We start from the raw sequence: 18,736 nt of genomic DNA on the forward strand, positions 1-18,736 counted from the left end.
ATGCGGCAGACTACGGTCACCAGCGAACCGAGGAGGCCTCCATGCCGGTCCACCCCTACTTCACCGCCATCTTCAGCGGCGAGGGCGAGCCCTTCGCCGACGCGGCGTGGGACACCGGCGGCGTCGCCATCGAGGACACGGCCGTCGAAGGCCCGCACGGACCCGTGCCGATCCGCACCTACCGGCCCGAAGGCGCCCTGAGCGGCGCGATCCTGTGGGCCCACGGCGGCGGGTTCTCGCACGGGGACCTCGACATGCCCGAAGGGCACGTCGTCGCCGTCGAACTCGCCCGCCGCGCGCAGGCGTTCGTCGTCTCCGTGGACTACCGGCTCGCAGACGGAGAGCGGACCCGCTACCCCGTGCCGATCGACGACGTGCACGCCGCCTGGACCTGGCTCGCCGGGCGGGACGAGTTCGCGGACGGGCCGATCGGCATCGGCGGGGCCAGCGCGGGCGGCGCGCTGGCGATCTCGGCCGCCTTGCGCGCCAGGGACATCGGGCCGCGGCCGGCGGATGCGCTGCTGCTGGCCTACCCGTTCGCGCACTACCCGAACCCGTCGCTCGACTGGAGCCTGTACCCGGAGATGGCGGCGATCCCGGCCCGGTTCGACACGGCGAGCGTCGAGGGCATGGTCCGCAACTACGTGGGCCGCATCAGCGACGTGCCCGCCGACGCCCTCCCGGGCGCGGCCCGGCTCGACGGGCTGCCCGCGACCCGCATCCTCGTCTCCGAGTACGACGACCTGCGCGCCTCCGGGGAGCTGCTGGAGCGCCAGCTCGCGGAGCTGGGCGTCCCGGTCGAGCTGTGGGTCGCGCCGGGCATGACGCACGGGCACCTGAACCACCCGCCGCACCTGCCCGAGATCGACGAGTCGATCAACTTCCTTTCAAAAGGGCTCAGTCTCGCCAAGGGCCTCAACGGCTGAAGCGGGTCCGCAGCACGTACGGCATGATGCCGCCGTGCCGGTGGTAGGCGGCCTCGCGCGGGGTGTCGAGGCGCACGGTGACCTGGAATTCGACGTCGTCGGCTTGCACAGTCGCGGTCCCGCTATCGGTCCCGCTGATCGTGTACGCCTCGAAGCCGGTGAGCCCCAAGGTCTCCGCGTTCTCGCCGGGGAGGAACTGGAGGGGGAGCACGCCCATGCCGACGAGGTTGGAGCGGTGGATGCGCTCGAACGACTCGGCGATGACGGCCTTGACGCCGAGCAGCGCCGGGCCCTTCGCCGCCCAGTCCCTTGAGGACCCCGTGCCGTACTCCCCGCCCGCCAGGACGATGAGCGGGACCCCGGCCTCCCGGTAGGCGGCGGCCGCGTCGAACACGGTGGCCTGCGCGCCGTCGCGGACGGTCCAGCCGCCCTCCGTGCCGGGGGCGAGGCGGTTGCGCAGGCGCACGTTCGCGAAGGCGCCGCGGGTCATGACCTCGTGGTTGCCGCGGCGGGAGGCGTAGGTGTTGAACGCCCCTTCGGGGACGCCGCGGTCGCGGAGGTGCCGGCCCGCCGCGGTGTCCGGCCCGATGGCCCCGGGCGGGGACATGTGGTCGGTGGTGACGGTGTCGCCCAGGTGGAGCAGCACCCGCGCGTTCACGATGTCGCCCACCGGTTCCGGTTCCTTGGAGAGGCCATCCAGGTAGGGTGGTCGCCGCAGGTAGTCGGAGGCCGCGTCCCAGGCGAAGACCGCGCCCTCGGGCGCGTCGAGGGAGCGCCAGCGCTCGTCGCCGCCGAAGACGTCGGCGTACGCCTCGGTGAACATGCCGGGATCGATCGACTCGGCGATGACGGCGCGGACCTCCTCGGGGCTCGGCCACAGGTCCGCCAGGAACACCGGCGCCCCTTCGGGATCGGTGCAGAGCGGCTCGGTCGCGAGGTCGGCGTCCATGGTCCCGGCGAGGGCGTACGCGACGACCAGCGGCGGCGAGGCGAGGAAGTTCATGCGCACTTCGGGGTTGATGCGGCCCTCGAAGTTCCGGTTGCCCGACAGGACGGCCGCGACGGACAGGTCGCCCTCGCGAACGGCTTGCGAGACGGCGGGGATGAGCCCGCCGGAGGCGCCGATGCAGGTCATGCACCCGAACCCGGTGAGGTGGAAGCCGAGCGCGTCGAGGTGCGCGGTGAGCCCGGCCTTCGCGAGGTAGTCGACCACGACGCGGGAGCCGGGGGAGAGGCTGGTCTTGACCCACGGCTTGGGGCGCAGGCCGCGGCGGTCGGCGTTGCGGGCGAGGAGCCCGGCCGCGACCATGACCGCGGGGTTGGAGGTGTTGGTGCAGGAGGTGATCGCGGCGATGGCCACGGCCCCGTTGTCGATGGAGGATATATCGCCGCCGATGTTCACTGGCGTGGGCCGGGACGGCCGGTCGAGGGCCTCGCGGAAGCGGCTGCGGGCGCGGTCGAGCCGGACCCGGTCCTGCGGGCGGCGGGGCCCGGCTAGGGAGGGAACGACGGTCCCCAGGTCCAGGTCGAGGGTCTCCGCGTACTGCGGCGGGCGTTCGGGGTCGTGCCAGAGGCCCTGCGCCTTCGCATACGCCGCAATGAGGTCCAGCTGCGCTTCGGGCCGGCCGGTGAAGCGCAGGTAGCGGATCGTCTCGGCGTCGACGGGGAAGTACGCGCAGGTGGACCCGAACTCGGGGCTCATGTTCGCGATGGTGGCCCGGTCGGGCACGCCGAGCGCGGCCACGCCGGGCCCGGAGAACTCGGTGAACTTCCCGACCACGCCGCGCCGGCGCATCAGCTCCGTCAGGTGCAGGACCAGGTCGGTGGCGGTCGATCCGGGCGGGAGCGTGCCGGTGAGGCGCACGCCCACCACCTGGGGGAGGAGGATCGACACGGGTTCGCCGAGCATCGCCGCCTCGGCCTCGATGCCGCCGATGCCCCAGCCGAGGACGCCGAGGCCGTTGACCATCGTGGTGTGGGAGTCGGTGCCCAGGCACAGGTCGGGGAAGGCCCATCCGTCGCGGTCCTCTACGACCCGCGCGAGGCGCTCCAGGTTGACCTGGTGCATGATCCCGGTCCCGGGCGGAACGACTGCGAACCGGTCGAAGGCGCCCTCGGCCCATTTGAGGAACCGGTAGCGATCGCCGTTGCGCTCGTACTCGCGCTTCGTGTTGAGCGCCAGCGCATCAGGCCGCCCGAAGTGGTCCACGATCACCGAGTGGTCCACCACGAGCTCCGCGGGGATGACCGGGTTCACCTGCCCGGGGTCGCCGCCGCGGGCGGCGACGGCGTCGCGCATCGCGGCGAGGTCGGCGAGGGCCGGGACGCCGTTGGTGTCGTGCAGGAAGATCCGCGACGGATGGAGGTCCACCGCGGTCGCCGTCCCGGTCCCTTCCCAGGCCAGCAGCGCTTCGACCTGGTCGGCGGGGGCGCGGTGGCGCAGCAGGTTCTCCAGGACGATCCGGAGGCTGTAAGGCATCCCCGCGGGCGCGAGGCCCCCGATCCGGTGGATCAGGCGCCTCGCGCCGCCCGCGTCAAGTTCGCCTTCGGTGTCGAAGCCGTTGCGGGCGTTCACGGCCGGGTTCCTTCGAGGGTGAACGGGACGCCGCAGTCGGCGGCGAGCGCCCGCAGGCCGTCGATCGTCTTGGCGGGCAAAGCGACCCCTTCGCGGCGACCGCGGGCCTCGTTGCGGGCCTCGATCTCCCCGGGCACGACGACCTCCTCGGCGCCGGGTGCGGGCGCCACGCCTTTCGTCGTCGCGATGAGGTCGGCCATGCGCCGGTCGAACTCGCCGCGGTCGATCAACGCGTCCACCTGGATCGCGAGCACGAGGTGCCCGCAGCCGCTGCGCGCGTCGGGCACATAGGGACCGGCGACGCCGGTGCCGTAGGAGGAGCCGGTGAGGACCCCCGAGAGGATGTCCATCATGAACGCGATCGCGTACCCCTTGTGCCCGGCCATCGGCAGCAGCGTCCCGGCGATGGCCGCGGTCGGGTCGGTGGTCGGCGCGCCGGTCGCATCGGTGGCCCAGTCCGCCGGGATCGCCTGGCCGCGTTCGCGGGCGGCGTAGATCTTGCCGCGCGCGACGAGGGTGTTCGCGATGTCGAGGACGACCGGCCCGTGCTCCCCGCCGGGCACCGCGATGGACCACGGGTTCGCGCCCACGGTCTTGTCGCGGCCGCCCCACGGGGCCATCGCGGGGCTGCCGTTGGTGGTGAGGATGCCGACGCATCCGGCGTCGGCGATGCGGCGCGTCCAGTACGCGGCGGTCCCGAAGTGCCCGGAGTCGCGGACGGCGACCACGCCGACGCCGTGCCGCCCGGCGCGCTCGACCGCCTGGCGGCAGGCGTGGTCGGCGAGGACCTGCCCGATGCCGTCGTGCCCGTCGACCACGGCGACCGCGCCGAGGTCGGCCACGGTCTCCGGCTCGGTGCGGGCCTTCATGGCACCGGACTTGAGCCGGGCGGCGTACCAGCCGAGGCGAAGCATCCCGTGCGACGGGTGGCCTTGCAGGTCAGCGGCAGTGAGGCTGGCGGCGACCAGGTGCGCGTCGGCCTCGGGCACGCCGAGCGCGGCGAGGACGGCCGCGCCGAACCCGGTGAGGCGGTCGGGGTCAATGGTGCTCATCGCACGGTCCCTTCGGTGAGCGGTCGGGGCGAAGCGGTCATTCAGGCGCGCCCGATCGCGGCGACGACCGCGGCGGTGAACGCGGTCGTGGACGCGCTGCCGCCCATGTCGGCGGTGGAGACCCCTTCCCGAACGGCCGCTTCGACTCCGGCTTCGAGGCGGTCGCCCGCGTCGAGCGCCCGCGGGTCCTCGTGCTTGGCCGCGAGCCAGCGCAGGAGCATCGCGGAGGACAGCATCATGGCGATCGGGTTCGCGAGGTCGCGTCCGGCGATGTCGGGCGCGGACCCGTGCGCGGCCTGGGCCATGGCCTTCGTGTCGGACGCGTTGATGGAGGGGGCGATGCCGAGGGACCCGGCGAGCTCCCCGGCGAGGTCGGAGAGGATGTCGCCGAACATGTTCTCGGTGACGATGACGTCGAACTCGTGGGCGCGGCGCACGAGGTGGACGGTCATGGCGTCGATGTGGAAGTCGTCCACGGCCACGTCGGGGTAGGCGGCGCCGACCTCCAGGCACACGGATTTGAACAGGCCGGTGGTCAGCTTGAGCACGTTCGCCTTGTGCACGATGGTGACCCGCTTGCCGCGGGTGCGCGCGAGCTCGAACGCCTCGCGGGCGATGCGCTCGACGGCCTGCCTGGTGATGATGCCCATGGCGATCGCCGTGTCGGGGGTGGGCATGAACTCGCCGGTCCCGGCGTAGGTGGAGCGGTCGGCGTAGAAGCCCTGCGTGTTCTCGCGGACGATCACGAGGTCGGTGCCGGGGACGACGGCGTCGCCGCCCTCGAACGCCTTGGCGGGCCTGATGTTCGCGAACAGGTCGAAGCGCTTGCGGATGGTGCCGGAGGGGTTGAGGAGGGAGCGGTGCGGCTCGGGGTAGGCGGCGGAGTCGTGCGGGCCGAGCAGCCACGCGTCGACCGCTTCGAGGGCCTCCAAGGTGCTCTCGGGCACGGCCGTGCCGTGGGATCCGATGGCGGCCAGGCCGAGCGGCAGCTCCCGCCATTCGACGGGCGCGAGGCCCGCGGCCAAGGCGGCGGCGTCGACGGCGGCGACCGCGGCGGGCACGATCTCGGGCCCGATGCCGTCGCCGTGGAGGACGCCGAGTGCGTAAGACGTGGTCATGTGTGTCCTTTCGGGAGTTACTTGGCGGCGGGGACCGGTTCGGCGTACAGGAGCGCGTCCTCGGGGCCGAACAGGAGGTCCGCTTCGCCGCCGAGGCGGGCGCGGGCGCTGTCGACCTGGACGGTGCGGTCGCCGACCTGGAACAGGTACTCGTAGCGGGAGCCGACGTAGGAGCCGGTGACGACGGCGGCGCGGAGGGCGTTCGCGCCCGCGGCCGCGGTCCCGGCGGGGACGGCCTCCAGGCGCTCGGGCCGCACGGCGACGGTGACCGGGTCGCCTTCGCGCGCTTCGAGTCCGGAGGCGATCCGCACGGTGCCCGCGCCGTCGAGCTCGACGTCGACGAGGCCGCCGGTGTTGGCGGCGACGCGGCCGGGCAGGAAGTTGCACCGGCCCACGAACGCGGCGACCTCGGCGGCGGCGGGGGTCTCGTAGATCTCGACGGGCGTGCCGACCTGGGTCATGCGGCCTTCGGACATGACGGCGATGCGGTCGGAGAGCGCGAGTGCCTCCTCCTGGTCGTGCGTCACGTACACGGTGGTGATGCCCAGGTCCTCCTGGAGCCGCTTGAGCCAGGCCCGCGCCTGCTCGCGCAGCTTCGCGTCCAGGTTGGACAGCGGCTCGTCGAGCAGGAGCACGGTCGGGGAGTACACGAGCGCCCGCGCGAGGGCGACGCGCTGCTGCTGGCCGCCCGAGAGCTGGTGCGGGTAGCGGCCGGCCAGATGCGCGAGGTCCACTTTGGCGAGGGCCTCGGCGATGCGGCGGTCCCGCTCGGACTTCCCGATCTTCCGCAGTTTCAAGGGGAGTGCGAGGTTTTCGGCGATGGTCTTGTGCGGCCACAGCGCGTACGACTGGAACACCATGCCGAGGTTGCGCTCCTCGGGCTGGAGGAACACGCCGTCGCCGACGAACACGGTGCCGCCCACGCTGATCGACCCGCCGGTGGGCCGCTCCAGGCCCGCGACGCAGTTGAGGGTGGTGGACTTCCCGCACCCTGAGGGGCCCAGGAGCGTGAAGAACTCGCCGTCGGCGATCGTCGCGTCGACCCCTTCGAGAACGGTGGTCTCGCCGAACCGCTTGACCAGGTTGGAGATCCGGACGTCAGGCATGGTCGCCCCTTTCTTCTGCCTTGCTGCGCATGAGGAGTCCCGCGAGGCCGACGAACGCGACGGTGATCGCGATCTGGAGTGTGGCGAGGGCGGCCACCGAGCCGGTGTTGCCCTGCTTCCACAGCTCCAGCATCGTGGTGCCGATGACGTTCGACTCGGCCGAGGCGAGGAACACCGCGGGCGAGTACTCCTTGAGGATGATGACGAAGGTGAGGATCAGCGCCCCCGCGAACGCGGGCGTGACCAGGCGCGCGAGGACGCTCCAGAACGTGCGCAGCCAGTCCGCGCCCGAGACGCGGGCCGCGTTGTCGAGCTCGGTGCCGATCTGCATGGCCGCCGGTGCGACCGACCCGAACGCGCTCGGCAGGGCTCGCACGGAGAAGCCGACGATGACGGCGAGCAGAGTGCCCTGCACGAGCCCGCCGAGGCCGAACGGCAGGTACGCGAACGCCCAGAACATGCCGATGCCGACGATGATCCCGGGCATGGCCTGCGGCGCGAGCGACAGGAACTCCACAACCCGGCCGTAGCGGAACGTGGAGCGCTTGGACACCATGACCGCGGCCGTGGCGAGGAGGCTGACGGCGACGGCGCCGACCGCGGAGACGATGAGCGAGTTGGTGATCGACTGGACGTACGAGGCGAACGAGAAGATCCGCTCGTAGTTCTCGACCGTGAGCGTCTCCAGCGGCGACTGGAGCGGCGTGAACACCAGCGTGAACGACCGGAACACGAGCCCGCCGATGGGGATGAGCGCCCCGAAGGCGAGGTACACGGCGATGAACGCCGCCGCGACCCACTTCAGGCCGCCGATGTCGAGGCGCCGCGGCCGGGTGGCCTTGCCGCGCACGGACACGAACCGCTGCGCGTTGCGCAGTAGCTTCGCCTGCACCACGACCGCCGCCACGGTGAGGACCAGGATCACAACCGAGGCCGCGCCCATGACGCCGTAGTCGGGGTTGATCGACTTGAGGCCGTGGTGGTACAGGAACGTCGAGAACACCTCGATGCCCACCGGCTGCCCGTAGATCAGCGGGATGCTCAGCGTCTCAAGGGACACGGAGAACACCAGGATCGCCGAGTACACCATCGGCGGGCGCAGCATCGGGATCACCACCGAGAACAGGACGCGCAGCGGCCGGGCCCCGCACACCTGCGCGGCCGACTCCAGCGACGCGTCCGAGCGCCGCAGCGCGTTGGCGCAGAACACGTACGCGATCGGCGCGAGCGCCACCGCCTCCGTGAGCGCCATGCCGGGGATCGAGTACAGGTCCCACGGGACGGTCCCCACGAGGTCCCGCACCCACACCGACACGAACCCGGCCGGGCCGTACATCGCGATCCACCCGAACCCGAGGATGAGCGAGGAGATGAAGAACGGCCACTGCATCGCCGCGGCGAACACCCGCCCGCCGGGCAGCTTCGTGCGCACCACGACCACGGCCATCGGCACCGCGAACGCCAGCGCCAGCACCGTCGTGAGCGCCGAGAACAGCGCCGTGTTCAGCGCGACGCGCCCGAACCCGGCCTCGGTGAACAGCCGCGTGTAGTTCTCGACCGTGAACAGGCCCCCGGCCTCGTACAGGGGACGGTCCATGAGGGACTGGATCAGGGTGGGGACGACCGGGGCGAGCGTGAACAGGGCCACGACGACGAGCACGGTCCAGTAGACGGCGTGCTCGCGGCCGAGCCCGAAGGGGCGGCGCCGCCGCGGCAGGCGCCCGACCTCCTCGGCCTCGGGCGGCCGGGCCGGGGGCGCTTCGGTGACCGCCATCAGCTCCCGCCTCCCAGCAGGCCGTTCCAGCGGCCGGTGAACTCGTCCACCTCGGCCTCGTCGACGAGCGCGTAGGGCGCGAAGACGATCGCGTCCTCGCCGACGGCGTCGACGACCTCCTGGTAGGTGTGCAGGCCTTCGACCTGCTCGACGCTGTCGCGGTAGGAGGCGAGGCCGCCTTCGGCGACGGCCCGCTGGCCCTCCTCGGACAGCAGGAAGTCGACGAACAGGCGCGCGGTGTTCGGGTGCGGCGCGCCGTGGGCGATGCCGATGCCGCGGGGGAGCAGCACCGTCCCGTCCTGGGGGAACACGACCTCGAACAGGCCGCCGGAGTTGGCGACGACGGGGTTGGCGGGGGCGGCGCTGATGAAGAACCCGGCGAGGTACTCCCCGGCGAGGATCTTCTCGTTCTGGGTGCCCGAGGAGGTCTCGGGGCGGGCCAGCGGCAGGAGTGTCTCCAGGTGCTCCCACGCGTCGGGGACGTGCTGGGTGAACGTGTGGGAGACGGTGAACCCGAAGGCGCCGCCGACGTCGCGGGCGGTCAGCTTGTCCTTGAACAGCTCCGTGTCGGCGGCGACGAGTTCGGCGAGGTGGCCGATGCCGGTGGGCGCCTCGGGCATGAGCGAGGTGTTGTAGGCGATGGTCTGCGGGTCGACGGACATGGCGTAGACGTTCGGCAGCAGCAGCGCGAACTCGGGGAGGTGCGCGAGCTCGGGGGAGTCGTGGGCGAGGAGGTGCTCCTCGCCGCCGGCGTACTCGGCCCAGGCCTGGGCGGCGTTGGAGACGACGAGGTCGGCGGGGGAGCCGTTGGTGGCCTGCTCGGAGAGGATCCGCTGGAAGACCTCGTCGCTGTCGAGGTTGGAGGCGTTGATCTTCTCGACCCACGGGTACTTCTTCTGGAAGTCGCGGAGGATCGGCGCCCAGTTCTCCTGGTCGGTGTTGGAGTAGATCTCCAGCTCGCCGCCCTCCTCCTTGGAGGCGGCGAGGATGTCGGCGTACTCGGCGGGGTAGTAGTCGGGGACCTGCTCGGCGTCGATCTCGTTGGCGGGCAAGGGGGTCTCGTCCTCGCCGCACGCGGCGAGCGCGCCCGCGGCGCCGATGGCGGCGGCGCCGAGGAGGCCCCGCCTGGTCAGTGCGGGGGGAAGGGGTCGAGTGGACATCGCTGCCGCTCCTTTGCGGGGTCGTGTCGTCAGTGACAGCCGAAGGTTATAGGTTATAACCTCTGGCTGTCAAACCCGCTACCGTGCTTTTCTCGATTCCCAAGCCCGTCCCGCGGGCGCACGCCGTTCGTCTCCGCAAGGTAGGCTATAACCTCCATCAGAGGAGGACAGATGATCCAGCCCTTGCCGGCGGCGACGAAGAGCGAGTTCGCGTACCAGGTTCTGCGCGAGCAGATCCTCTCCGGCGAGCTCGAACCCGGGCAGGTGCTCAACCAGGCGGTGCTCGCTCCCGCGATCGGCGTCAGCACCACGCCCCTGCGGGAGGCCCTGCGCCGCTTGAGCGCCGAGGGCCTGGTGGACCTCGGCACGCACCGCGACTCCCGCGTCTCGCCCCTGACGGCCGAGGAGGCCCGGGACCTGCTGGAGATCCGCCGCTCCCTCGATCCGCTCGCGGCCTCGCTCGCCGCCGAGCGGCGCACCACCGAGGACATCCGCCTCATCCGCGAAGCGGCCGAGCAGGTCCACGCCCTCCCCGACGACCCGAGCGTGCCGGACCTGGTGGCGCACCGCCGCTTCCACGCCGCGGTCTACCGCGCCTCCCACAACGACCTGCTCGTCACCACGCTCGACGCCCTGTGGGACAAGGCCGACCGCTACCGGCGGCTCGGCCTGGAGGCCCGCCGCTCGCAGGCCGACCGGGACCAGAAGGACGCCGAGCACCGCGAGCTCGTCGACTGCATCGTCGCCGGGGACGTCGAGGGCGCGGCCGGGGTCATGCGCCGCCACATCGACACCAGCCTGGGCGCGACAGCGGCCTCCCGCCTCGGCGCCCGGCCCGCGTCCGTCTAGAGCGCCGCCTAGTCCGTGAACTTGGAGTAGGTGCCCGCCTTCGGGAACAGCGACCGCGCCCGGTCGAGGTCCGGGGCCACGAAGCGGCCCTCGGCCGCCACCAGGATCGTCTCGGGGTCGTCCTCGGGGCACACGCTCCCTGCCACCGTGATCTTGCGGCCCTCGATCCCGGTGACCCGAGCCTTGAGCAGCAGCGGCATCTCGACCGGCACCGGCCGCTGGTACCGCACGTCGAGGCCGATCGTCATGGCGGGCAGGCCCTTCGCCGCGCACGCCCAGCCCATCAGCTCGTCCAGGAGCATCGCGCTCAGGCCCCCGTGCGCGTACCCGGGCGGGCCCTCGTGGACCACCCCGAGCACGCACCGCCCGACCATGCCGTCGCGGTCGGTCTCCTCGATGTCCATCGGCGGCGCGATCGGGCTGCCGTGGCCGGTCGCGGGGCTGAACATGCGCAGCCCGAACGGGAACACGTCGACGTCCGGGACCTCGGCGCGCTCCCTGCGCCGCCCCGTGAACCGCGCTTCGAGCCGCTTGACCTCCCCGGCCAGCTCCTCCAGGACCGCAGTGGGGGTCTCGGTGCGCGCCATGGTCTCCACGAGCGCGCGCATCTCGCGCCCGAGCTCGGCGACCGCCTTGCGGCGCAGTTCGAGGTCCTCGCTGGACATCCGCGCTCCTCCTGTATATGACGACCGTTATAATCGGAGGCCAGGCTACCACGAGACCGTGAACGGAGTCCGACCGTGACGCGCGCCGAACCGCCCTCCCGCGAGCGCATCGTCGCCGGGGCCGCCGACCTCATCGCCCGCCGCGGCCTCAGCGCCGCCAGCATCCGCGAGACCGCCCGGCACGCGAACGCGCCCCTCGGGTCCACGTACCACTACTTCCCTGAAGGCAAGGCCCAGTTGGCGACCGAGGCCGTCCAGTACGCCGCGGCCTCCGTCGAGCGGCACATGCGCGCGGCCATGGACGCCGGGCCCGCCGCGGGTCTCGCCGCCTACCTCAAGCGCTGGCGGGACATCGTGGTCGGCAGCGGGTTCCGCACCGGCTGCCCGGTGCTCGCCGTCGCCGTCGAGGAGCCCCCGGAGGACGAGTTCCCGCCCGCGCTGCGCGCCGCCGCCGCGGCCTTCGACCGCTGGGAGCGACTGTTCGCCGAGTCCCTCGAAGCGCACGGCGCCGACCCCGAGGAGGCCCGCGACCTCGCCACGCTCGCCGTCGCCGCCGTCGAGGGGACCGTGGCGATGTGCCGCGCCAAGCAGACCGCCGAGCCGCTCGACCGGGTCGCGCGCCGCCTCGAAGCGCTCGTCGCGGCCGCCGTCGCGCACTGACGTCCGTCGCGGACGGTGACCGGTCCGTCCATATCGGTGCAACCCGCCGACCTGGGCGTTGTCCGCTCACCAGGGTCAGTAAGGTCGGTTCCCACGACCCTTTGCCGCCGCCCGCGCGTGCGCGGTGGCGGCCGTCTGAAGGACGAAATCGGCAATGAGTAGACCTTCACCCCGATCGAGCATCCACGCGCACCGGATGCCCCCGATGACGAACTGGCGCCGCGTGCTCATCGTGGGCGGCACCGCGATCGGCCTGATCGCGGCCACCACGATCGGCGCGGCCGTCGCCATGACCGGAGGCGGCTCCGGGGCGGGCGACAGCACCGACGGCGCCGAGCCCACCGCGGGCTCACCGGCGGCCGCAACCGAGACCGTCGCTTCCCCGACCCCGTCGCCCTCGCCGACCGAGGCCGCGACCTCCGCCGCTCCCGAGGGCGACGGCATGTGCGACCGCGCCCCCGCGGCAGGACCCGACGTCACCGTCACCGCAGTGGACGCCAACGTCATCGGCGCCGGGGGAGAAGGCGACACCGACCCGCTCCCCGCAGCCATCGCCGCCGCCCCCGACGGCCGGTCCTGGCTCGCCTGGGACGGCACCGACGACCGCATCCACCTCGCCCGCCTCGACTGCGGCGACGCGATCGACGGCGAGCCCTTCGACCTCGAAGGGATCGACCTCCAAGACGTCATCGCCGACGCCGACGGCGTCACCGTCCTCGTCACCCGCGAAGGCGACTGCGGCGACGGGCCCCTGTGCGGCGGCGAGTCCAGCCCCTGCCGCACGATGCACATGGTGCGCTTCGACAACGAAGGCGCGCAGGTGTGGGAGCGCCAGGTGACCAACCTCGGCGACGGCCGCTCCGGCTACGACGACGGCGCCCGCTTCGTGTGGTGGTACCAGCACCACGGCCGCCTCGCCTCCGACGGCGCCAACACCGCCGCGTACTTCGGCGTCGCCATCACCGTCGCCAACGGCGACTGCGTCGACATCCACGAAGGCGACCGCATGCAGGTCGTCGACCCCGGCGGCGGCCTCGCCGACCACCCCGACGCGTTCGCCGTGGGATGCAGCCACTCCTGGACCGCGCGCATCGCCTGGAACGCCGACCGCGACGAGTTCGGCATGGTCTGCGCCACCGACAACCAGTGCCGCATCGCGATCCCCGCGTACACCACCGTCGCCCCCGGCGAATGCGACGGGAGCCTGTTCGGCGGCGACCTCGTCGCCGTCGGCGACGGCTACTGGACCGCCTGGAGCCAAGGGGGACGGGCCCGCCTGGAGCACTTCACCGACGGGCCCTCCGACACCACCGTGGACACCGGCGCCGACACGAGCCACCCGCACCTCGTGGCGTACGGCGACGACCTGCTCCTGGCCTGGGAGACCGGGGACGGCATGACCGCGCAGGTCCGCGACGCCGGGTCCGGCTCGCCCATCGGCGACCCGTTCGACATCGACGTCCCGGACCACGACTACCAGGCGTTCAAGGCATATCCTGACGGCAGCGCCGCCTACCCGGCGGCCGACGACGGCGCGATCCGCATCGCCCGGGTGATGCCCCTCGGCTAGAAAGGCCCCTCATGGCACCGCTGCACCTCATCGCCCTGATCGCCGCGCTGCTCAGCGCGGGGCTCATGGCCGGGCTGTTCACCGGCTACTCCTATTCGGTGATGCCCGGCCTGAAGATCCTCGACGACCGCGCGTGGATCGCCGCACTCCAGCACATCAACCGCGTCATCATCAACGGCCGCTTCATGACCGCGTTCCTCGGCTCGGTCGTCTTCGCGCTCGCCGCCGTGATCCTCGGCTGCTTCCTCGACGACAAGTCGGCACTGCCGTGGACGATCGCCGGACTCGTGTGCAATCTCGTCATGTTCATCGGGACCATGGCGAAGAACGTCCCCCTCAACGACCGCCTCGAAGCCGCAGGCGACCCCGCCGCCATCGAGGACCCCGCCGCGCTCCGCGGCGACGTCGAGGAGCCGTGGACCAAGTGGAACCACGTGCGCGGCATCGCGTCCCTCCTCGGCCTCGCGGCCCTCGCGTGGGCGCTCTACACCACGGGTCTGAACGCCTAGAGCAGGTCGGCGCGGTGGACCAGGGCCGCCGCGCCGATCAGCGGCGCGTCCCCGCCGAGCTCGGCGCGCACCACCTTCAGGTCCGCCGCATAGGCGTTGACGGCGTGCTCGCGGACCGCCGCGGCCACCAGGTCCGGGTAGTCATCCGCCACGAACGAGAACCCGCCGCCGATCACCGCGACCTCCAGATCCAGGAGCGTCGCGGCGTTCACCAGGCCCAGCCCCACCGCCCGCGCCGACCGGCGCACCGCCGCGACCGCCACATCGACGCCCGCGGCGTAGTCGCGCGCCAGGTCCTCGCCGCTCGCCCCGTCCCAGCCCTCGCGCTGCGCCCACCGCACCGTGCTCGGCCCCGACGCGATCCCCTCCACCGTCGCGTCGTGCGCCGACGAGGCGATCCGGTCGACCACGACCTGCCCGAGATGGCCCGCGTTCCCGCCGCCGCCCGAGACGATCCGCCCGTCGCTGACCAGGCCCCCGCCCACGCCCGTCGACACCACCATGACCAGCGCGTTCCGCACCCCGCGCGCCGCGCCGAGCCACGACTCCGCGAGCGCGATGCACGTGCCGTCGAGCCGCAGCGACACCTCGTCCAGGCCGCTGACCTCCCGCACGAACCCGGTGATCCCGAAGCCCTGCATCGCCGGCAGGTTGATCGGCCCGATCGTGCCCGCACCGAGGTCCACCGGCCCCGCCGAGCCGATCCCGGCCCCCGACACCGCCGCCCACTCCGGGGCCGCCGCGCAATGGCGCACCACCTGCGCGATCGCCCGCTCCCCGGCAGCCCGGTCGGCGGCCGCGGCCGCCCCCGTCGCCGCCCGCGAGCGCGTCCCCTCGACCACGGTCCCGTCCGCGCGCACCAGCGCGGCCTCCACCTTGGTGCCGCCCAGGTCGAGCGCCATCGTCACGTTCATGCCGCGAGCCTACCGAGCGGTCACGCCTCACAGACGCGCGGTGATCGCCGCCGTCACCTCGTCGGTCGACGCGGTCCCGCCGACGTCGCGGGTCAGCACGCCCGCCGCCGACGCCGCCTCGATCGCCCGCTCGATCCGCGCCGCCTCCTCCGGGAGGCCCAGGTGCGCCAGCATCAGCGCGGCGCTCCCGATGGCGCCCACCGGATTCGCGGCCCCCCGGCCCGCGATGTCCGGGGCCGAGCCGTGGACCGGCTCGAACATCGACGGGAACCGCCCCTCGGGGTTCAGATTCGCGCTGGCGGCCAGGCCCAGGCTCCCGGCCAGGGCCGAGCCGAGGTCGGAGAGGATGTCCGCGTTCAGGTTCGAGGCCACCACCACCGACAGGTCCTCGGGGCGCAGCACGAACTTCGCGGCCATCGCGTCCACCAGGACGCTCTCGGTCTCCACGTCGGGGTAGTCGGCGGCCACGCGGCGGAACACGTCGTCCCACAGGACCATCCCGTACTGCTGCGCGTTGCTCTTGGTGACGCTGGAGACCTTCCGGCGGGACCTGGTGCGCGCCAGGTCGAACGCGAAGCGCATGATCCGCTCGCACCCGGCCTCGGTGAACAGCGCCGACTGGATCGCCACCTCGGCGCCCTCGCCGCGCGAGGCGAGGTTCCGGCCCCCGATCCCGGCGTACTCGCCCTCGGAGTTCTCCCGCACCACCACCCAATCCAGCTCGGCGTCGTCGGCCTTGCGCAGGGGGCTCACCACGCCCGGCAGGAAGTGCACGGGCCGCACGTTCGCCCACTGGTCGAAGCCCTGGCAGATCCGCAGCCGCAGCCCCCACAGGCTCACGTGGTCGGGGACCGTCGGCCACCCCACCGCCCCGAAGTAGATCGCGTCGAAGCCCCTGAGGACCTCCAGGCCGTCCTCGGGCATCATCCGGCCGTGCTCGGCGTAGTAGTCCGAGCCCCACGGGAACTCCTCCCACTGAAGGGAGAACCGCCCCTCGGCCTGCAACTTGTCGAGCACGGCCCGGCCCGCGGCCACCACCTCCCGCCCGATGCCGTCGGCGGGGATGGCGGCGATGCGCAGCGGCCGGTCCATGGAAGCTCCTTCGTGCCTGGGACGGTTCGCATCGAGTCAACACCCGGTCACGCCCCCGAGTCCAAGACCGGTTCGCGATGGCGCCCATCGGGAAGCCCTATCGGTCGCGCCAGTCCTCGGCCATCGCCACGAACGCGCGGGCCGCCGGGCTCAGCCCCTCGGGGCGGCACACCAGCGACACGTGCAGGTGCCAGGCGGGCTCGATCCGCCGCACCGCCGCGCCGGTCCGCTCCGCGAGCGGCGTCCACGACGCGGGCATGACCGCGTGGCCGAACCCGGCCAGCACCAGCGGCAGGATCGAGGTCCGGTGCGCGATCTCCGCGGCCAGGCGCACGCCGTCGACGTCGGCGAGCAGGTCGTCCACGAAGCGGCGCATGATGCTCCCGCGCTGGGAGGCGATGAGCCGCAGGCCCCGGAAGTCCTCGCGGCCGACCGTACCGCCCGGAGGCAGGTCCGCGCCGGGCGGGGAGATGAGCACCAGCGGCTGGCTCTCGATCGGCACCACGCGCAACTCGGCAGTGCGCAGGTCCTCGGCCGACCCGAGCAGGCCGACCTCGCTCGCGCCGGTCCTGACGTGCGCCACGACCTCGTCGGCGGTGAACGCGCCCTCGACGTTCACGACGATGCCCGGGTACCGCTCCACGAAGCGGGTCATCATCGCCGTGAGCGGCTCGATCCCGGGGGAGGGCATCGACACCATGTCGAGGCGGCCGCGTTCGAGCTCGCGCACCGACAGCGCCGCGTCGCGGGCGGTCTCCAGGTCCCGCAGGACCTGCCGCGCGGGCTCGACCAGGCGCCGCCCCGCGTCCGAGAGGACCACGCCGCGCCCGACCCGGTGGAACAGCTCGACGCCCAGGCTCCGTTCGAGGTTCGCGATGGCCTGCGACAGGGACGGCTGCGCGATGTGGATCTGCTCCGCGGCCTTCCCGAACCCGCCGTGGTCGACCACGGCGAGGAAGTACCCGAGCTGGCGTGCGTCCAATGCGGCTCCGCGACTGGATCGTAGATCCTATAGGAAATAGGATATAGGGTTCCGGGCGCCCGACACCGGGCGCCGTTCCCCGGAGTCTAGTGTCGAGCGCCCGATTTGCGCTAGTTCGTTCAGCTCCCGATGCCGGTGAACACGACCATCAGCGGCATGAGCGCGATGATGACGACCGCGCCGATGAGGTCGAACGTGACCCCGGAGCGGATCATCTTCGTCATCGGCACGCAGCCGGTGCCGTAGACGATGGCGTTCTGCGGCGTCGAGACCGGCAGCATGAACCCGAGCGAGGCCGCGAACGTCGCCGCCAGCGCGGGCACCAGCGGATCGACCCCGGCCGCGGCGGCGAGCGGGATGATGATCGGGACCACGACCGCCGCCGACGCCGTGTTCGACGTCGTCTCGGAGATGAGCACCGCGAGGATCACGGCGAACGCGGTGATCGCGAACGCGCTGGTGATGCCGAGGGCGTCGGAGGCGCCGTTGCCGATGGTCTCGGCCAGGCCGGTCGAGGAGAGCATGGCGCCGAAGATGATCCCGGTGCCGAACAGGAGGATCGTGCCCCAGTCGATCTTGGCGGCGTCCTTCCACGTCAGGGTCGCCTGCTGCTTCGACCAGTTGACGGGCAGCACGAACAGGAGCGCGGCGCCGATGACGGCGGCGACGCCCTCGTCGAGCCGGTCGCTGACCGTGGCGTACGCGCTGGAGTCGGTGCCCGAGACGAGGCCGACGACCGCGGGCACGAGCCACAGCGCCACGGTGACGCCGAAGGCGATCACGGTGTTCTTCTCGGCGCGGCTCATCGGGCCCTGCTCGGCGCGGCGCTCGCGGATGAACTCCTCGACGCCTTCGATGCGGCGGATCTCCGGCTTGTTGACCAGGAGCAGCACGGTCGCGAGGACCGCGAACATGATGAGGCAGATCGGGAGCGCGGCGAGCATCCACTGCCCGAAGGAGATCCGCTCGCCCGTGGCCTCCTCGATGAGGCCCCGGCCGATGAGGTTCGGCGGCGAGCCGACGGGCGTCATGAGCCCGCCGACGCTGGCGCCGTAGGCGAGCATGAGCATGAGCGCGGTGCCCACGCGCAGGCGCATCGGGTCGAAGTCGGGCCGCACGGTGCCCTGGCTCTGCATGAGCTTGGCGATGACGGCGAGGATGCCCAGGGCCGTGGGCATGAGCATCGCGACGGTGGCGGTGTTGGAGATGAACGCCGACAGGACGCAGGTGATGGCGCCGAAGGCGATGATGGTGCGGAACGTGGACCGCCCGACCCCGGGCAGGCCCAGCACGAAGTACGCGACCCTTTGCGCCACACCGTGCTTGAGCATGGCTTGCGCCAGAATGAACGCGCCGATGAACGTGAAGATCGTGGTGGACCCGAAGGGCGCCAGCACGTCGTCGCCGGGGGCGACGCCGAGGACCACGATCGCGGCGACGCCGATGAGGCCGCCGACCGGGATGGGGATGGGTTCGCAGATCCACAGGACGACGACGCCGAGGAGCACCGCGGCCAGGGTCTGCTGGTCGCCGGGCATGTCGAGCGGCAGGAATCCGAACACGAGGCTGACGAGGGGCGCGAGGAACCAGCCGACGAGGCGCCGGCCCTTCTCGAACTTCTCCTCGGCGCCCGAGCCGAGCTCGGAGAGGCTGCGGTAGGTGGACCCGCCCAGCAGGGCCTTGTCCACATCGGTGCGAGGGGATTCGGAGGGCGCTGCCGCTCCGTGCTCGGCTGTTGAAGCCATGCCTCCTCCTTGAGGGATTGACTGTGGCCACTGTCTCAC

The 18,736-nt window shown here is 72.3% G+C and carries 16 protein-coding genes; 5 read left to right on the forward strand and 11 right to left on the reverse strand.

What is annotated here, in order from left to right; translation table 11 throughout:
* The first annotated feature begins 41 nt into the window (after positions 1 to 41).
* Positions 42 to 926, forward strand: coding sequence for an alpha/beta hydrolase fold domain-containing protein (locus WA640_RS12495; RefSeq protein WP_335987996.1), 885 nt, complete (start codon positions 42 to 44; stop codon positions 924 to 926).
* Here the strand turns inward: WA640_RS12495 and acnA are convergent.
* From acnA to WA640_RS12525, 6 genes are all read right to left on the reverse strand, one after another.
* The gene (gene acnA / locus WA640_RS12500; protein WP_442904754.1) at positions 916 to 3,405 is read right to left on the reverse strand and encodes an aconitate hydratase AcnA; all 2,490 of its coding nucleotides are present in this window, start codon (positions 3,403 to 3,405) and stop codon (positions 916 to 918) included. The two genes, WA640_RS12495 and acnA, sit on opposite strands and share 11 nt — an antisense overlap.
* Positions 3,406 to 3,497: 92 nt before the next feature.
* The gene (locus WA640_RS12505) at positions 3,498 to 4,553 is read right to left on the reverse strand and encodes an Ldh family oxidoreductase (RefSeq protein WP_335987998.1); all 1,056 of its coding nucleotides are present in this window, start codon (positions 4,551 to 4,553) and stop codon (positions 3,498 to 3,500) included.
* Between the two features lie 41 nt (positions 4,554 to 4,594).
* Positions 4,595 to 5,671 (reverse strand): isocitrate/isopropylmalate dehydrogenase family protein, encoded by a 1,077-nt coding sequence (locus WA640_RS12510; RefSeq protein WP_335987999.1) that lies wholly within the window; start codon positions 5,669 to 5,671, stop codon positions 4,595 to 4,597.
* Between the two features lie 17 nt (positions 5,672 to 5,688).
* Positions 5,689 to 6,777, reverse strand: a complete 1,089-nt coding sequence (locus WA640_RS12515) for an ABC transporter ATP-binding protein (RefSeq protein ID WP_335988000.1) — start codon at positions 6,775 to 6,777, stop codon at positions 5,689 to 5,691.
* On the reverse strand, positions 6,770 to 8,551 hold the full coding sequence (locus WA640_RS12520) for an ABC transporter permease (RefSeq protein ID WP_335988002.1): 1,782 nt from the start codon (positions 8,549 to 8,551) through the stop codon (positions 6,770 to 6,772). The genes WA640_RS12515 and WA640_RS12520 overlap by 8 nt, the downstream gene beginning before the upstream one ends.
* On the reverse strand, positions 8,551 to 9,711 hold the full coding sequence (locus WA640_RS12525; RefSeq protein ID WP_335988003.1) for an ABC transporter substrate-binding protein: 1,161 nt from the start codon (positions 9,709 to 9,711) through the stop codon (positions 8,551 to 8,553). Before WA640_RS12525 ends, WA640_RS12520 begins: the two co-directional genes overlap by 1 nt.
* A gap of 171 nt (positions 9,712 to 9,882) precedes the next feature.
* On the opposite strand from WA640_RS12525, the gene WA640_RS12530 reads away from it, so the two are divergent.
* On the forward strand, positions 9,883 to 10,560 hold the full coding sequence (locus WA640_RS12530) for a GntR family transcriptional regulator (protein ID WP_335988004.1): 678 nt from the start codon (positions 9,883 to 9,885) through the stop codon (positions 10,558 to 10,560).
* Between the two features lie 8 nt (positions 10,561 to 10,568).
* Here the strand turns inward: WA640_RS12530 and WA640_RS12535 are convergent, their stop codons facing one another.
* On the reverse strand, positions 10,569 to 11,225 hold the full coding sequence (locus WA640_RS12535) for a PaaI family thioesterase (protein ID WP_335988005.1): 657 nt from the start codon (positions 11,223 to 11,225) through the stop codon (positions 10,569 to 10,571).
* Between the two features lie 75 nt (positions 11,226 to 11,300).
* Between WA640_RS12535 and WA640_RS12540 the strand changes: the two genes are divergently transcribed.
* From WA640_RS12540 to WA640_RS12550, 3 genes are all read left to right on the forward strand, one after another.
* Positions 11,301 to 11,885, forward strand: coding sequence for a TetR/AcrR family transcriptional regulator (locus WA640_RS12540; RefSeq protein WP_335988006.1), 585 nt, complete (start codon positions 11,301 to 11,303; stop codon positions 11,883 to 11,885).
* Between the two features lie 154 nt (positions 11,886 to 12,039).
* On the forward strand, positions 12,040 to 13,455 hold the full coding sequence (locus tag WA640_RS12545; protein ID WP_335988007.1) for a hypothetical protein: 1,416 nt from the start codon (positions 12,040 to 12,042) through the stop codon (positions 13,453 to 13,455).
* A gap of 11 nt (positions 13,456 to 13,466) precedes the next feature.
* Entirely contained in the window at positions 13,467 to 13,964 is a 498-nt protein-coding gene (locus tag WA640_RS12550) for an anthrone oxygenase family protein (protein WP_335988008.1), read from the forward strand.
* On the opposite strand, the gene WA640_RS12555 is transcribed toward WA640_RS12550, so the two are convergent.
* From WA640_RS12555 to WA640_RS12570, 4 genes are all read right to left on the reverse strand, one after another.
* Entirely contained in the window at positions 13,961 to 14,878 is a 918-nt protein-coding gene (locus tag WA640_RS12555; protein ID WP_335988009.1) for an ROK family protein, read from the reverse strand. The genes WA640_RS12550 and WA640_RS12555 overlap by 4 nt on opposite strands.
* 27 nt (positions 14,879 to 14,905) lie before the next feature.
* On the reverse strand, positions 14,906 to 15,970 hold the full coding sequence (locus tag WA640_RS12560) for a tartrate dehydrogenase (protein WP_106363469.1): 1,065 nt from the start codon (positions 15,968 to 15,970) through the stop codon (positions 14,906 to 14,908).
* A 97-nt stretch (positions 15,971 to 16,067) separates the two neighbouring features.
* Positions 16,068 to 16,952 carry a LysR family transcriptional regulator gene (locus WA640_RS12565; RefSeq protein WP_335988010.1) on the reverse strand — a complete coding sequence of 295 codons (885 nt, stop codon included), beginning with the start codon at positions 16,950 to 16,952 and terminating at the stop codon, positions 16,068 to 16,070.
* Positions 16,953 to 17,071: 119 nt separating this feature from the next.
* Positions 17,072 to 18,697 carry an SLC13 family permease gene (locus WA640_RS12570; protein ID WP_335988011.1) on the reverse strand — a complete coding sequence of 542 codons (1,626 nt, stop codon included), beginning with the start codon at positions 18,695 to 18,697 and terminating at the stop codon, positions 17,072 to 17,074.
* Positions 18,698 to 18,736 lie beyond the last annotated feature (39 nt).

Origin of the sequence: Glycomyces sp. MUSA5-2 (genome assembly GCF_037034145.1) — a bacterium.
Classification (GTDB): Bacteria; Actinomycetota; Actinomycetes; order Mycobacteriales; family Micromonosporaceae; genus Glycomyces; species Glycomyces artemisiae.